13 protein-coding genes, 1 tRNA gene and 1 riboswitch are annotated in these 13,175 nt (G+C 61.2%); of the genes, 6 read left to right on the top strand and 8 right to left on the bottom strand.

Going from position 1 to position 13,175, the window contains the following annotated elements; all coding sequences use genetic code 11:
* The first annotated feature begins 62 nt into the window (after positions 1 to 62).
* Positions 63 to 1,529 (top strand): PAS domain-containing sensor histidine kinase, encoded by a 1,467-nt coding sequence (locus EV286_RS00220; protein WP_165932759.1) that lies wholly within the window; start codon positions 63 to 65, stop codon positions 1,527 to 1,529.
* Between the two features lie 39 nt (positions 1,530 to 1,568).
* Here EV286_RS00220 and EV286_RS00215 read toward each other — a convergent pair.
* A tRNA-Gly gene (locus tag EV286_RS00215) sits at positions 1,569 to 1,642 on the bottom strand.
* A gap of 410 nt (positions 1,643 to 2,052) precedes the next feature.
* Between EV286_RS00215 and EV286_RS00210 the strand changes: the two genes are divergently transcribed.
* On the top strand, positions 2,053 to 2,445 hold the full coding sequence (locus tag EV286_RS00210) for a DoxX family protein (RefSeq protein ID WP_245500578.1): 393 nt from the start codon (positions 2,053 to 2,055) through the stop codon (positions 2,443 to 2,445).
* 170 nt (positions 2,446 to 2,615) lie between these two features.
* On the opposite strand, the gene EV286_RS00205 is transcribed toward EV286_RS00210, so the two are convergent.
* Positions 2,616 to 3,710, bottom strand: coding sequence for a 2'-deoxycytidine 5'-triphosphate deaminase (locus tag EV286_RS00205; protein ID WP_165932758.1), 1,095 nt, complete (start codon positions 3,708 to 3,710; stop codon positions 2,616 to 2,618).
* 73 nt (positions 3,711 to 3,783) lie between these two features.
* Positions 3,784 to 3,862, top strand: a riboswitch (SAM riboswitch).
* A 46-nt stretch (positions 3,863 to 3,908) separates the two neighbouring features.
* Here EV286_RS00205 and EV286_RS00200 point away from each other — a divergent pair.
* Positions 3,909 to 5,093 (top strand): O-succinylhomoserine sulfhydrylase, encoded by a 1,185-nt coding sequence (locus EV286_RS00200; RefSeq protein WP_132954988.1) that lies wholly within the window; start codon positions 3,909 to 3,911, stop codon positions 5,091 to 5,093.
* A gap of 236 nt (positions 5,094 to 5,329) precedes the next feature.
* The gene (gene apaG / locus EV286_RS00195; RefSeq protein WP_132955686.1) at positions 5,330 to 5,722 is read left to right on the top strand and encodes a Co2+/Mg2+ efflux protein ApaG; all 393 of its coding nucleotides are present in this window, start codon (positions 5,330 to 5,332) and stop codon (positions 5,720 to 5,722) included.
* A gap of 6 nt (positions 5,723 to 5,728) precedes the next feature.
* Here apaG and EV286_RS00190 read toward each other — a convergent pair whose 3' ends face one another.
* From EV286_RS00190 to EV286_RS00180, 3 genes are all read right to left on the bottom strand, one after another.
* A complete protein-coding gene (locus EV286_RS00190) occupies positions 5,729 to 6,715 on the bottom strand; it encodes an Hsp33 family molecular chaperone (protein WP_132954987.1) in 987 nt (328 codons plus the stop codon).
* 106 nt (positions 6,716 to 6,821) lie between these two features.
* On the bottom strand, positions 6,822 to 7,739 hold the full coding sequence (argF, locus tag EV286_RS00185; protein WP_132954986.1) for an ornithine carbamoyltransferase: 918 nt from the start codon (positions 7,737 to 7,739) through the stop codon (positions 6,822 to 6,824).
* A 38-nt stretch (positions 7,740 to 7,777) separates the two neighbouring features.
* Complete coding sequence (locus EV286_RS00180; protein ID WP_132954985.1) at positions 7,778 to 8,977, bottom strand: aspartate aminotransferase family protein; 1,200 nt, start codon at positions 8,975 to 8,977, stop codon at positions 7,778 to 7,780.
* A gap of 411 nt (positions 8,978 to 9,388) precedes the next feature.
* On the opposite strand from EV286_RS00180, the gene EV286_RS00175 reads away from it, so the two are divergent.
* Together EV286_RS00175 and EV286_RS00170 are read left to right on the top strand one after the other, a co-directional pair.
* Complete coding sequence (locus tag EV286_RS00175) at positions 9,389 to 9,925, top strand: GcrA family cell cycle regulator (RefSeq protein ID WP_132954984.1); 537 nt, start codon at positions 9,389 to 9,391, stop codon at positions 9,923 to 9,925.
* 246 nt (positions 9,926 to 10,171) lie between these two features.
* The gene (locus EV286_RS00170; RefSeq protein ID WP_132954983.1) at positions 10,172 to 10,807 is read left to right on the top strand and encodes a LysE family translocator; all 636 of its coding nucleotides are present in this window, start codon (positions 10,172 to 10,174) and stop codon (positions 10,805 to 10,807) included.
* Between the two features lie 73 nt (positions 10,808 to 10,880).
* Here EV286_RS00170 and phoB read toward each other — a convergent pair whose 3' ends face one another.
* Genes phoB through pstB form a run of 3 tightly spaced genes read right to left on the bottom strand, consistent with a single transcriptional unit; the run spans position 10,881 to position 13,174 of the window.
* Positions 10,881 to 11,564 carry a phosphate regulon transcriptional regulator PhoB gene (gene phoB, locus EV286_RS00165; RefSeq protein ID WP_132954982.1) on the bottom strand — a complete coding sequence of 228 codons (684 nt, stop codon included), beginning with the start codon at positions 11,562 to 11,564 and terminating at the stop codon, positions 10,881 to 10,883.
* A 30-nt stretch (positions 11,565 to 11,594) separates the two neighbouring features.
* The gene (gene phoU / locus EV286_RS00160) at positions 11,595 to 12,308 is read right to left on the bottom strand and encodes a phosphate signaling complex protein PhoU (protein ID WP_132954981.1); all 714 of its coding nucleotides are present in this window, start codon (positions 12,306 to 12,308) and stop codon (positions 11,595 to 11,597) included.
* Between the two features lie 50 nt (positions 12,309 to 12,358).
* Positions 12,359 to 13,174, bottom strand: a complete 816-nt coding sequence (pstB, locus tag EV286_RS00155; protein WP_132954980.1) for a phosphate ABC transporter ATP-binding protein PstB — start codon at positions 13,172 to 13,174, stop codon at positions 12,359 to 12,361.
* Between the last annotated feature and the right edge of the window lies 1 nt (position 13,175).

The following is a 13,175-nucleotide window of genomic DNA, read 5'->3' as shown; positions in this document are numbered from 1 at the left end:
GTGGCATGTGGATCATGCAGCGCAAACGGTAGAGCCCGACATTTCTGATGCCGGAGACTTTGATGTTTTTGAGCCCGAGAGAATCCGACCTGGTTTCGATGCCGGAGACGTGTGGTGTCCGATACGGGGCAACGCTTCTTGTGGTTGCGGCCACCCTGCCTGTGGCGATCACTCTGGATCACCATGGCATTCCCACGGCATTTGCGGTCGTGTTGCTCGCCGTCATCTTCTCCGTCTGGAGATTCGGGACCGGACCCGGCCTACTGGCCGCTATCCTCGCGATTTTCAGCGTCAGGTTCTTCTTCTTGATGCCCAGTCAGACGATCGATCCACGCCTCCTGGACGACGAGGCGTTAAGGAGGTTTCTACTCTATGTCGAGGTGATCCTGCTTCTTTGGCTGCTCGCATCCGCCCAGCGACGCGGGCAAGAGAAACTGAAAAGAAGCGAGGCGTATCTTGCCGATGCCCAGGCGCTCAGCCGAACCGGCAGCGTCAGCTTCATCGTTCCGGAAGGGGAGGTCTTCTGGTCCGCTGAGATCTACCGCATTTTCGGCTTCGGATCTCAAGTGTCCCCCGCGGTACAAAGCATGCTTGATCGCGTTCACGCCGATGACATGATCCGGGCCAGGCGCGGTTTCTACTATCTGGCGGAGCCCAGGGAAGCCATCGAGCTCGAGCATCGGATCGTGACGCCGGATGGATGCACCAAGCATCTGAGAATATACGGCAAGGCGGTGCGGCAGCGAGACGGCAGGATTCGGGTGTCGGCCGCCATGATGGATGTTTCGGAAAGCAAGCGCATGAGCGAGTCGCTGCTGAAAGCTCAGGCAGAACTGGCCCACGTCACAAGGCTTACGACCATGGGTGAGCTGGTCGCCTCTATCAGCCACGAAGTCAACCAGCCGCTCGGAGCGATGAAACTGAGTGCGCAAGCCGGCCTGAGATGGCTCGATCGCGAATCTCCGGATTTGGAGAGGGTCGGCGCGAGCCTCAACCGGGTTGTCGACAACGCGAACCGCGCCGAAGACTTGATCTTGAAACTTCGCAACATGGCCAAGAAACATGAAATCGAAGCCGTTCCACTCAATCTCAATCGGATCGCGACCGACGTCATCGAACTTCTGCGAGGAGAAGCCAACGAGCGGGACGTCACGTGCGTGGTCGATCCCGAACCCGACCTAAAGCTAGTCGATGGCGACGAGATCCAGCTGCAGCAGATCCTTGTAAACTTCGTAATGAACGGTTTTGACGCGATGGCGGGCGCCGAGCATCGAGAGATCACCATTCGCTCTCGCAACGGCGCAGATTCCGTCGTTCTCGATGTCACGGACAGCGGCCCCGGGATTCCGGAGAATCTGAAGGATCGCCTATTCGATGCTTTCTTCACGACAAAGGCCCATGGCATGGGAATGGGCCTTTCAATCTGTCGCTCGATCGTGGAGGCCCACGGCGGGACCATCGACGCCTTCAACAACGAGGATCGCGGCGCAACCTTTCGCATTTCCCTGCCTCTGAGTGAGGAGACCTAGAGGAAGCGACCGCCACGTCCTTCGAATATCTGGAGCTTGTGGAGCGGGTGAAGGGAATCGAACCCTCGTATTCAGCTTGGGAAGCTGCTGCTCTACCATTGAGCTACACCCGCGATGCGGCCAGACTTTCAACAGAAGGTGGTCGCTGTCAAGGTGGAAACGCGTTGGTCCTCAGCCGAGAGTGCTCGGCGGGAGCCAAGCGATTTCGGAAGATGCCATTTTCCGCTTCCCAGCTTTGTCTCCCCAGATGGGCACGGTGATTGCGCTTGTCCGGAATATGTGGATCAGCACGAAGCCTGCATACATATCCGCTCTGATAGTGGTGTGCGGGCGCAGTGAATCATGCACGGCGCCGGCATCGCCATATGGACGTTTGGTGTCTCGCCACTATCTTCGCGTATACTAATTTAGATTTTCTTTTCATGGCATCCTCCCACCAGACGCCAAACGCCATCTCGCGCGACAGATAGGAACCACGATCATGTTTCAAAATTCCGCCCTTGCGGGGCTGAAGGATCCCCTCATGCTGCTCTCCCGCATTCTCATGATGCTTTTGTTCGTCGTCTTTGGCTGGCAGAAGCTAACGGGATATAGCGCAACAATTGAGTACTTTGCTCAGCAGGGCGTTCCCCTGCCCTTCCTGGCGGCGCCTATCGCGATCATCATGGAACTGGGCGTCGGCCTCGCCATCGTTCTCGGCCTGCTCACCCGCCCACTCGCATTGGTGCTCGCCGGATACACGCTCATAACCGCGCTCATCGGACATCCGTTTTGGCATTTGTCCGGAGCAGAACAGTTCGAAGCCGAAATCAATTTCTACAAGAACATCAGCATCATTGGCGGCCTGTTTCTTCTCTGCGTAACAGGCGCAGGACGCTTTTCCGTGGATAGACTTTTCAGCCTCGACAAGGCCTGAGAAAACCGCCGATTTGGGCGGCCGCCGGCCCAGATCCTGTTTGCATGCAGAGAAAATCAACGGCCGAATGCGGCTGCACGAGAGGTAGTAAATCTCTCGCGGCCACAAATCGCCGTGTCAGGCAGGGCTCCAATGGAAGGCGACCGCTGTGGAGGCGGAAACGCAGCCCTTCAATGGCGGAAGTGCTTGGAGAGTTTCAGCCCCTGAGCCTGATAGTTCGAACCGAGACCGGAGCCGTAGAGGCTCGCTGGCTTCTCCAGCATGTGCTCGTAGATAAGGCGACCGACGATCTGGCCGTCCTCCAGGATGAACGGCACCTCGTGGCTTCGCACCTCGAGAACCGCGCGGCTACCTCGCCCGCCGGCCGGCGCGTGACCGAAACCCGGATCGAAGAAGCCCGCATAGTGGACACGAAATTCGCCGACGAGCGGATCGAAGGGCGTCATCTCGGCCGCATAGTGAGGCGGCACGTGTACCGCCTCGCGGGAGACGAGAATATAGAACTCATCTGGATCGAGAATGAGTTCGGTGCGGCCGCGGCTGTAAAGCGGCTCCCAGAAGTCGAAGATGTCGTGCTGCTCTTTCTTGTCGACATCGACGACAGCCGTGTGATGCTTGCCGCGATAGCCGATGAGCCCTTCCTTGTCCCCGGTCAGATCGATCGAGAGCGCGATGCCGCCGCCGGTGATGTTCGGCCGCTTGCTGGCAACCAGCGTCTCGCTTTCGTGCAGCGCAAGCAGTTCAGGTTCGCTCAACAGGGCCTGGCCGACACGGAAACGGATCTGCGAGAGCCGCGAGCCGCGGCGCACGACAATCGGAAAGGTGCGCGGGCTGATTTCGAGATAGAGCGGTCCCGAATAGCCAGCCGGAATCTTGTCGAACTCCTGGGCATAGTCGGTGATGACGCGGGTGAAGATATCGAGCCGGCCGGTCGAACTCTTCGGATTGGCCGAAGCCGACATATCTTCAGGGAGGTCAAGACGCTCCATCAGCGGAACGATGTAGACACAGCCCGTTTCAAGGACAGCACCCTCCGACAGATCGATGACATGCAGGCTCAGCCGGTCGAGCTTGTCGGAAACGAGGTGCGAGGGGCCGGGCATGAAGCTGGCGCGCACGCGAAAAGCCTTCGCACCGAGACGCAGGTCGAGGCTCGCCGGCTGGATCTGGTCGCGATCCAGTTCGCGGTCCGTCATCAGACGCCCTGTTTCGAACAACGCGGCGATCGCGCGATCCGCCAGAATTCCAGTTTCGCGAGCCATCATGCTCCATCCATAATTAGCCGCCGACAAAACCAAAATCGGGGAATTGACGCAAGCCGGGAACCGCAGTATTGCAAATTTATCCCGTGGTGATTTGGCCGGTCGGCTTGCAGCCACGTTAAACAAGTGGCTAAAAGGACCGGGTGCGAAACCGGTCTGCTTTTTGCGACCGGTTTTTTTGTTGTTTGAAAGTGGTGATTCATGAGCAAGACTTGGCGCCCGGCAACCCAACTCGTACATGGCGGAACGCTGCGCTCGCAATATGGCGAGATGTCCGAAGCAATCTATCTCACCCAAGGCTTCGTCTATGACACGTCCGAAGCGGCCGAAGCTCGCTTCAAGGGCGAGACGGAAGGCTTCATCTATGCCCGTTACGGCAGCCCCACCAACGACATGTTCGAGAAGCGCATGTGCGGGCTCGAAGGCGCCGAGGACGCGCGCGCCACCGCTTCCGGCATGGCTGCCGTCACCGCTGCGATCCTCTGCCAGCTGAAGGCCGGCGACCATATCGTCGCTGCCCGCGCCCTCTTCGGCTCCTGCCGCTGGGTGGTGGAGACGCTGGCCCCGAAATACGGTATCGAGTGCACTCTTGTTGACGGTCGCAATCTCGAGAACTGGGAGAAGGCAATCCAGAAGAATACGAAGGTCTTCTTCCTGGAGAGCCCAACCAACCCGACGCTCGAAATCGTCGACATCGCCGGCGTCGCCAAGCTCGCCAACCAGATTGGCGCCAAGGTCGTCGTCGACAATGTGTTTGCGACCCCCCTCTTCCAGAAACCGCTGGAGCTCGGAGCGCACATCGTCGTCTATTCGGCCACCAAGCATATCGACGGCCAGGGCCGCTGCCTCGGCGGCGTCGTGCTTTCGGACAAGAAGTGGATCGACGAGAACCTGCACGACTATTTCCGCCATACCGGTCCGGCCATGTCGCCCTTCAACGCGTGGACGTTGCTGAAGGGCATCGAGACGCTGCCGCTGCGCGTCGCGCAGCAGACGAAGAACGCATCGAAGATCGCTGACTTCCTGGCCGAGCAGAAGCAGGTCGCTCGGGTGATCTATCCCGGTCGCGCCGACCATCCGCAGGCCGATATCATCGCCAAGCAGATGACGGGCGGCTCGACGCTGGTCTGCTTCGAGCTGAAGGGCGGCAAGGAGGCGGCCTTCAAGCTGCAGAACGCGCTCGACATTGTGACCATATCGAACAATCTCGGCGACACGCGCAGCTTGATCACGCATCCGGCAACAACGACGCACAAGAACCTGACCGACGAAGCGCGAACCGAACTCGGCATCTCGCCGGGCACCGTCCGCCTCTCGGCTGGGATCGAGGATACCGACGACCTCATCGAAGACTTCGCCAAGGCCCTGGGGTCGATCGCATCCTGAGCGTCAAGCGATCCGCCCGGGCGCGTCTTTCGGCCGGACGGAAACGGCATTCGAGCGCCCAAGACGCGGCGGCGAATGCGCCTCCGCACCGGTCCGGGACTGATAAGTCCCGGATTTATCCATAATATTCACATAAACGCATATTCACTTCCGGCCGACCTATTCGGCGCTCCATTCCTTGACGAAGCGGGCTGCCTGTAGGATACCGGTAATATATCTTGACTAAGGTGCTAGCCATGTATCGGGCGCTCACACGAGATATAGAAGTCGTCGTCGAACCTTTTTATCTGGAGGAGCAATCCGATCCGGACGACGATCGCTATGTCTGGGGCTACCGGATCGTGATCAGCAATCACTCGCGCATCACAGTGCGGCTGATCAACCGCTACTGGAACATCACCGACCAGAACGGCCTGGTGGACGAGGTGACGGGACCGGGTGTCATCGGCGAGCAGCCACGCCTTAGCCCCGGAGAGACTTACGAATATTCCTCCGGCTGCCCGCTCGACACGCCGTCTGGATTGATGTTCGGCCACTACCAGATGGAAACCGACGACGGGGAACTCTTCAATGTCGAGATCCCCGCCTTCTCACTGGATTCACCCGGTCTTCTGCGGGTGCTCAACTAGCCTTGATCAGGCGCCGACAATTTCCGACGGGTCGTAGCGATAGGTCGTGGAGCAGAATTCGCAGGTGACTGCGACCTCGCCGTTCTCCTCGCTCGCCTCGATCTCCTCGGCCGTGAAGCCCTTCAGAACGCCCTTGATCTTCTCGCGCGAGCAGTTGCAGCGATCGAAGACGGGCTGCGGGGCATAGACGCGCACGCCCCGCTCATGGAAGAGTCGGAAGAGGAGCCGCTCGGCACCGACCTGGGGATCGGTGAGTTCGTCCGCGTCGATGGTTTCGACAAGGCTGCGCGCCTCGGCCCAGGCGTCGTCCTCCATATGCGCTCGCGTGCCTATATCGCCATCCCCGCCATGCAGATCCGGCAGGCGCATGCGCTCCGGAGCCTGGGGCAGGAACTGTGCTACGAGCCCGCCTGCCCGCCAGCGATGGCGTGGCTTGCCGGCTTCGTCGCGGTCATAGAGTTCGGCGGCGCTGAGGCGCACGCGCGTCGGTATCTGTTCCGACTGCCGGAAATAGAGGCCAGCAATCTCCTCGAGCGACGTTCCGTCGAGCGGCACGATGCCCTGATACGGCTGGCTGAAGCGGCCCTGGTCAATCGTAAAGGCCAGCACGCCCTTGCCGAGCAACTGTTCCGGCGCCGTCTCGCCAGCCGCGACCGCCTTTGCCAGCGCCTCCTCGTCGAAACGCGCATAGGCGCGGACGTTTTCCGGCGTGGAGAAATCGGCAACGAGGAGGTCGACCGGGCCATCGCCCTTCGTCTGCAGGGTGAACTTGCCGTCGAACTTCAGCGACGTGCCGAGGAGCACCGTCAACACGATCGCCTCGGCAAGCAGCCGCGCGACAGGCGCCGGATAGCTGTGCCGCTCCAGGATGGCGTCGAGCAGCGAACCGAGCTGCACAGCGCGGCCGCGGACATCGAGGCCTTCCACCTGAAAGGGAACGACATGATCATCGCCGGCAAAATCGAATTCGCCCAGCGCTGCAGTTTCGGCCATGGCTATCTCCTAGTAGGTCCGCCGGGAACGCCGGCAGAGGTGGGGCGCCCCTTCCGTTTCCCGCCCGCGCAAACGCGAGCTTCTCCGCCGCGTCGCAGGTTGATTTTTAGATCGCGCCCAGGCACCAGGCAAGAATCGACTTCTGCGCGTGAAGGCGGTTTTCCGCCTCGTCGAAGACAACGGATTGAGGACCGTCGATCACTTCGTCCGTCACTTCCTCCCCGCGATGGGCGGGCAGGCAATGCATGAACAAGGCGCTTTCCCCGGCCTTGCTCATCAAGGCCGCGTTAACCTGGAACGGCTGGAAGACGTTGTGACCGCGAGCCCTGTGCTCCTGATTCATGGATACCCAGGTATCGGTTACCACGCAATCGACGCCGGCGACCGCACGGTCGGCATCATGGCACAGCATGATCTCGGCGCCCTCATTGCGGGCCCAGTTCAGATAGTGATCCTTGGGCTCGGAACCAAGGGGTACGGCCATGTTCATGCGATAGCCGAAACGGGCGGCACCTTCGACCAGGGAATGCAGCACATTGTTGCCGTCGCCGGTCCAGGCGATCGTCTTGCCCTTGATGGGTCCGCGATGTTCCTCGAAGGTCATGATGTCGGCCATGATCTGGCAGGGATGGGTGTCGTCCGTCAGGGCGTTGATGACGGGCACTGTCGCATGCTCGGCAAGCTCCAGCATCCGGGAATGCTCGGTGGTGCGGATCATGATGGCGTCGACATAGCGCGACAGGACCTTTGCCGTATCGCCGATGGTCTCGGCGCGGCCGAGCTGCATCTCGGTGCCCGAGAGGAACAGCGTCTCGCCGCCGAGCTGGCGCATGCCGACATCGAAGGACACGCGGGTACGCGTCGACGGCTTCTCGAAGATCATGGCCAGCATCTTGCCCGCTAGCGGCTTGTCCCCGTCGCCGGCCTTGAAGGCCTGCTTTCGGAGGATCGCGTCATCCATGATCGTCCTGAGATCGGACGCCGCGACCGCCGAGAGATCGAGGAAATGTTTGGGAGAAGCCATGTGTTCGTACCTGCTTTGCCCAGCGGGCCCTTATTCCTTCAAGCCGTCTTTCTTGCCCGGGCTGCGCGAACGCTTTCGGCAGCCTTCTCGAGCCGCGCAATGCCCTCGCGCGCCTCCTCGGAGGTGATGACGAGCGGCGGCAGGAGCCGGAGCACGTTATCTCCGGCCGGGATGGCGAGCATGTGCGCAGCGCGGATCGCCTGCAGCAGTTCCGTCGACGGGACGGCAGCCTTGATGCCCACCATCAGCCCCTCGCCGCGGATGTCCTCGATGACATCCGGGAAGCGGTCCTTGAGCGAGGCGAGCCCTTGGCGCAGCACGAGCGCAACCTCGCTTACGTGAGCGAGGAAGCCTTCCGCAAGGATGACGTCGAGCACGGCGTTGCCAACTGCCATGGCGAGCGGATTGCCGCCATAGGTGGAGCCGTGTGTGCCGGCCTTCATGCCGGATGCGGCCTCGGCGGTCGCAAGGCAGGCGCCGAGCGGAAAGCCGCCGCCGATGCCCTTGGCGATCGCCATGATGTCAGGCGTGACGCCTGACCATTGGTGCGCAAACAACCTGCCTGTGCGGCCCATGCCGCTCTGGACCTCGTCGAGGATCAGAAGCAGGCCATTCTCGTCACAGATCTCGCGAAGCGCCTTCATGAACTCCTTGGTCGCTGGGCGTATGCCACCCTCGCCCTGCACCGGCTCGATGAGGATCGCTGCCGTCGCCTCGGTGATCGCCGCCCGAACGGCGTCGAGATCGCCGAACGGAACCTGATCGAAGCCAGGAGCCTTGGGGCCAAAGCCCTCCAGATACTTCTCCTGGCCACCGGCAGCGATCGTCGCGAGCGTGCGCCCGTGAAAGGCACCCTCGAAGGTGATGATATGGAAGCGCTCGGGATGGCCCTTGGAATACTGGTAGCGGCGCGCGGTCTTGATCGCACATTCCAGCGCCTCGGCACCGGAATTGGTGAAGAAGACCTTCTCGGCGAACGTCGCTTCCGTCAGCCGCTTTGCAAAGACTTCCTGTCCCGGGATCTCGTAGATGTTGGACAGGTGCCAGACCTTGTCGGCCTGCTCCTTGAGCGCCGCAACGACATGGGGGTGGCTATGACCTACCGAGGTGACTGCGACGCCCGCGCCGAAATCGAGGTATCGCTCGCCATTCTCCGTGATCAGCCACGCCCCCTCGCCTCGCTCGAACCGCAACGGGGCACGAGAATAGGTGTCATAGAGCGGCGCGGCTTCAGCCATGGCGCAGGCCTCCTCAATCAGAGCTATATGGAGCGACCGGCAACCGTTGCCACGGGCGCCGGAAAACTAAAATGCCGCCTCGCGGCGGCGTGGGCAATATTCCCTTTTCGCGGTGCAATGTCAACAAAACAGAGTGCATTGCACCTGCGGCATGGCTAGGGGCTCCCTGGGGCCATCATATTGCAGAAATGACACGTCCCGGAAGCAAGTTGGGGAAAACCCTGAAATCGATTCAGCAAGATTCTACAGACTCTTGTCACGGAGTCAGGCTCACACTAGGTTAAAGTTCAATTACTAGACTGCATGCGGCGGAACTAGTCACCAAAATCAGCAGGCGTTTTTTGTCTCGGATGTTTCCGAGGCAGCGGTGAGGGATTCTGCCATCACCAACGCGATAGGCGGAGACAGGGCATGAATTGGACAGATGAGCGTGTCGAGAAACTCAAGAAGCTATGGTCCGAAGGATTGAGCGCAAGCCAGATTGCGGCTCAACTTGGAGGCGTAAGCCGTAACGCAGTCATCGGCAAGGTTCATCGCTTGAACCTGCCGGGCCGCGCCAAGGCGGGCGGCACGAGTTCGTCGGCGCGCACCGCCAAGCGCGCACCCTCCGCCCCCCGCGCGCCGAGCTTCGCCCCCCGCATGGCGACCCGTACGGTCACGCGCGCGGCCGGTGCGACGATGCTCAAGGAAGAGATCGAGATCAACACGGCGGACGAGATCGAATACGTACCCGCTCGCAACGTGGTCGTGCCGATCTCGCGGCGCCTCGGCCTGACGGAACTCACCGAACGCACCTGCAAGTGGCCGGTCGGCGATCCGCTCAAGGACGATTTCTACTTCTGCGGCTGCGACTCCTCCGACACTTCGCCCTACTGCAACTACCATCAGCGGTTGGCCTACCAGCCCGTTGGCGAGCGCCGCAAGGCGGTGTCGGCACCGCGGCAATAAGGCCACTGCGCCGTAGAATACGAGTGAAGAGCGGGCCAAACGGCCCGCTTTTTGTTATGGAGCGACTGGACAGAACGCTGCCGCACGTTTCAGCCTTGCAGCAGGCTCGATCGCAGTCTTATAAAAACGGGCCGTAGCGGCCTCGACGACGGTCGCGGCGGACCGCGGTGCAACCAGAGCCCTTATTCAGCACGACATGGCCACTGCATCGCATGTTGCGCACTCCAATCATGACAGGAGCAGAGAATGCCCTCGGCCGGACTGTTTCTTGCATTTCTCGCAACGACCGCCGTCTTCGCATACATCCCCGGCCCGGCCATGCTCTACGCAGCTGCGCAGACGGTTGCCCGCGGCCGATGGTCGGGCCTGATGGCAGCGCTCGGCATCCATATCGGCGGATACGCGCATGTCGTGGCCGCCGCCGCCGGGCTCTCGATCCTGTTCCACGCGGTGCCCGTGCTCTACATGGCGGTGAAGCTTGCCGGCGCCGGCTATCTGGTCTGGCTCGGCATCTGCCTTTTCCGTGCCAGGGGGAAAGGTGACCTCTCCTCTGCGGCCACAGAGGCGAAATCTGGCCGACGCGCCTTCATAGAGAGCGTCACCATCGAGGTTCTCAATCCCAAGACGGCCATATTCTTCATGGCTTTCCTTCCGCAGTTCATCGACCCGGCAGCGGGGCTTCCGATCTGGGCGCAGTTCGCGTTGCTGGGGACCATCGTCAACATGATCTTCTCTTCAGCCGACATCGTCTGCGTGGCCCTGGCGGGCGCCGTGGTGAACAGATTGCGGCGGTCGAGCGGCGCGCAGCGGCTGATGCAGCGCGCCGGTGGCGTGATGCTCATCGGGCTCGGCACACACCTTGCTCTGCAGAGGGGCTCCTGAGAGCAACGGCGAAGCGCAAAAACGAAAAACGGGCCGAGACGGCCCGTTTTTTTCGTTGAGGTATGACGTGCGTTCAGGCTTCCATCGAATAGCCCGCCCCGCGAACGGTACGGATCACATCCTGCATGTTCGAGAAGTTGAGCGCCTTGCGCAGGCGGCCGACATGGACGTCGACGGTACGCTCATCGACGTAGATATCGTGGCCCCAAACGCCATCCAGAAGCTGCGAGCGCGAGAAGACGCGACCAGGCGAGGACATCAGGAACTCCAGCAGGCGGAACTCCGTCGGCCCGAGGCGAACTTCGCGGCTCTTGCGATGAACCCGGTGGGTTTCTCGGTCGAGCTCGATGTCGCCGCACTTGAGCACGCTGGAGAGCACTTCCGGGCGTGCCCGGCGAAGCATGGCCTTGACGCGCGCCATCAGCTCCGGCGTCGAGAACGGCTTCACGACATAGTCGTCGGCGCCGGTGGAAAGGCCACGGACGCGCTCGCTCTCCTCACCCCTCGCCGTCAGCATGATGATCGGCAGGCGCTCGGTTTCCGGGCGCATGCGCAGGCGGCGGCAGAGCTCGATGCCGGAGACGCCCGGCAGCATCCAATCCAGGATCAGCAGGTCGGGAGTCCGCTCCTGGAGGCGGATTTCCGCCTCGTCTCCCCTAAGGATGGTATCGACCTCGAAGCCTTCCGCCTCAAGGTTGTAACGCAAAAGAACGCTCAACGCTTCTTCGTCTTCTACGACAGCAACTTTCGGAACCATTATTTCGGGCTTCCTTCAGATCCGCAATGATTACTCGGTGATCGCGCCAACGGTGTTGGCCGTGTCGTCCTTCGGGCGTTCGCCCTCGGGCTGCGCACCGGTCGCCATGTAATAGATCGTCTCGGCGATATTGGTGGCGTGATCGCCAATGCGCTCGATGTTCTTCGCGCAGAAGAGGAGATGCGTGCAGGAGGTGATGTTGCGCGGATCTTCCATCATGTAGGTCAGGAGTTCGCGGAAAAGCGACGTGTACATCGCGTCGATTTCCTCGTCACGCTCACGGATCGACTTCGCCTTGTCGGCCGATCGGTTCGTGTAGACGTCGAGCACTTCCTTGAGCTGCACGAGTGCGAGCTCGGAGAGATGCTCCAGACCGCGGGCGAGCTTGCGCGGGACGCCGCTGCCCTGAACCGCGATCACGCGCTTGGCCGTGTTCTTGCCAAGGTCGCCGACGCGCTCCAGATCGGAGGCGATACGGATCGAGCCCATGATTTCGCGCAGGTCGGCCGCAACCGGCTGACGGCGGGCGATGGTAACGATCGCCTTGTCGCCGATCTCGCGCTCGGCATGATCGAGAATGACGTCGTCGGAAATGACCTTCTGCGCGAGGGCGGTGTCACCGTTGACCAGCGCGCGCACGGAGTCGCTGACCATCTGTTCCGCAAGCCCGCCCATCTCCGAGACGCGGCGGCTCAGGAACTTCAGATCGTCGTCGTAAGCCGAGAGAATATGTGTCGATACCATTATGGTGTCCTCGATTTGAAGAAGTGAACCCGGCGCGGTCTGGTGAGGGATCAGCCGAAGCGGCCCATGATATAGTCCTGCGTGCGCGGGTCGTCCGGATTGGTGAACATCTTGTCGGTGTCGTTTTCCTCGACCAGATTGCCAAGATGGAACATGGCGGTGCGCTGGGAGACGCGCGCGGCCTGCTGCATGGAGTGCGTCACGATGACGATCGTGAAGTTCTCGCGGAGTTCGTGGATCAGTTCCTCGACCTTTGCCGTGGCGATCGGATCCAGTGCCGAGCAGGGCTCGTCCATAAGGATGACCTCAGGGCTGACGGCAACGGCGCGGGCGATGCAGAGGCGCTGCTGCTGGCCGCCGGAAAGGCCGGTACCGGCTTCGTGCAGGCGATCCTTCACCTCGTTCCAGAGTCCGGCGCGCTGGAGGCTCATCTCGACGATGTGCTCGAGATCGGCCTTCGACTTCGCAAGGCCGTGGATGCGCGGGCCGTAGGATACGTTCTCAAAGATCGACTTCGGGAACGGATTGGGCTTCTGGAACACCATGCCGACACGGGCGCGCAGTTCGACGACGTCGATCGAGGTATCGTAAATGTCGCCGCCATCGAGCGAGATCTTGCCGGTCACGCGGCAATTGTCGATCGTGTCGTTCATGCGGTTGAGGCAGCGCAGGAAGGTCGACTTGCCGCAGCCGGACGGGCCGATCAGCGCCGTGACCGTGTTTTCGCGGATGTTCAGGTTGACATCGAAAAGCGCACGCTTTTCGCCGTAGTAGACCGACACATCCTGGCCGATCATCTTGTAGGGAACGTTGCTCATCTTCTGATCAAGGGCCTTTTCCACGGCTGCTTCCGACAACATATTCATC

The sequence above is a fragment of the Rhizobium sp. BK251 genome (genome assembly GCF_004345245.1).
In the GTDB taxonomy this organism is placed as follows: Bacteria; Pseudomonadota; Alphaproteobacteria; order Rhizobiales; family Rhizobiaceae; genus Rhizobium.
The sequence above is the reverse complement of the archived record's forward strand: the minus strand, read 5'-3'. Positions and strand labels throughout refer to the sequence as shown.

What these genes read in the sequence shown, in the direction of transcription:
- EV286_RS00190 (WP_132954987.1), bottom strand. Translation starts at nt 6,715, where the DNA reads ATGGCCGAAACTGCAGCGCTGGGCGAATTCGATTTTGCCGGCGATGAT.
- pstB (WP_132954980.1), bottom strand. Translation starts at nt 13,174, where the DNA reads ATGAATATGTTGTCGGAAGCAGCCGTGGAAAAGGCCCTTGATCAGAAG.
- EV286_RS00210 (WP_245500578.1), top strand. Translation starts at nt 2,053, where the DNA reads ATGCTGCTCTCCCGCATTCTCATGATGCTTTTGTTCGTCGTCTTTGGC.
- phoU (WP_132954981.1), bottom strand. Translation starts at nt 12,308, where the DNA reads ATGGTATCGACACATATTCTCTCGGCTTACGACGACGATCTGAAGTTC.
- EV286_RS00205 (WP_165932758.1), bottom strand. Translation starts at nt 3,710, where the DNA reads ATGATGGCTCGCGAAACTGGAATTCTGGCGGATCGCGCGATCGCCGCG.
- argF (WP_132954986.1), bottom strand. Translation starts at nt 7,739, where the DNA reads ATGGCTTCTCCCAAACATTTCCTCGATCTCTCGGCGGTCGCGGCGTCC.
- EV286_RS00220 (WP_165932759.1), top strand. Translation starts at nt 63, where the DNA reads ATGTTTTTGAGCCCGAGAGAATCCGACCTGGTTTCGATGCCGGAGACG.
- EV286_RS00170 (WP_132954983.1), top strand. Translation starts at nt 10,172, where the DNA reads ATGCCCTCGGCCGGACTGTTTCTTGCATTTCTCGCAACGACCGCCGTC.
- apaG (WP_132955686.1), top strand. Translation starts at nt 5,330, where the DNA reads ATGTATCGGGCGCTCACACGAGATATAGAAGTCGTCGTCGAACCTTTT.
- phoB (WP_132954982.1), bottom strand. Translation starts at nt 11,564, where the DNA reads ATGGTTCCGAAAGTTGCTGTCGTAGAAGACGAAGAAGCGTTGAGCGTT.
- EV286_RS00200 (WP_132954988.1), top strand. Translation starts at nt 3,909, where the DNA reads ATGAGCAAGACTTGGCGCCCGGCAACCCAACTCGTACATGGCGGAACG.
- EV286_RS00175 (WP_132954984.1), top strand. Translation starts at nt 9,389, where the DNA reads ATGAATTGGACAGATGAGCGTGTCGAGAAACTCAAGAAGCTATGGTCC.
- EV286_RS00180 (WP_132954985.1), bottom strand. Translation starts at nt 8,977, where the DNA reads ATGGCTGAAGCCGCGCCGCTCTATGACACCTATTCTCGTGCCCCGTTG.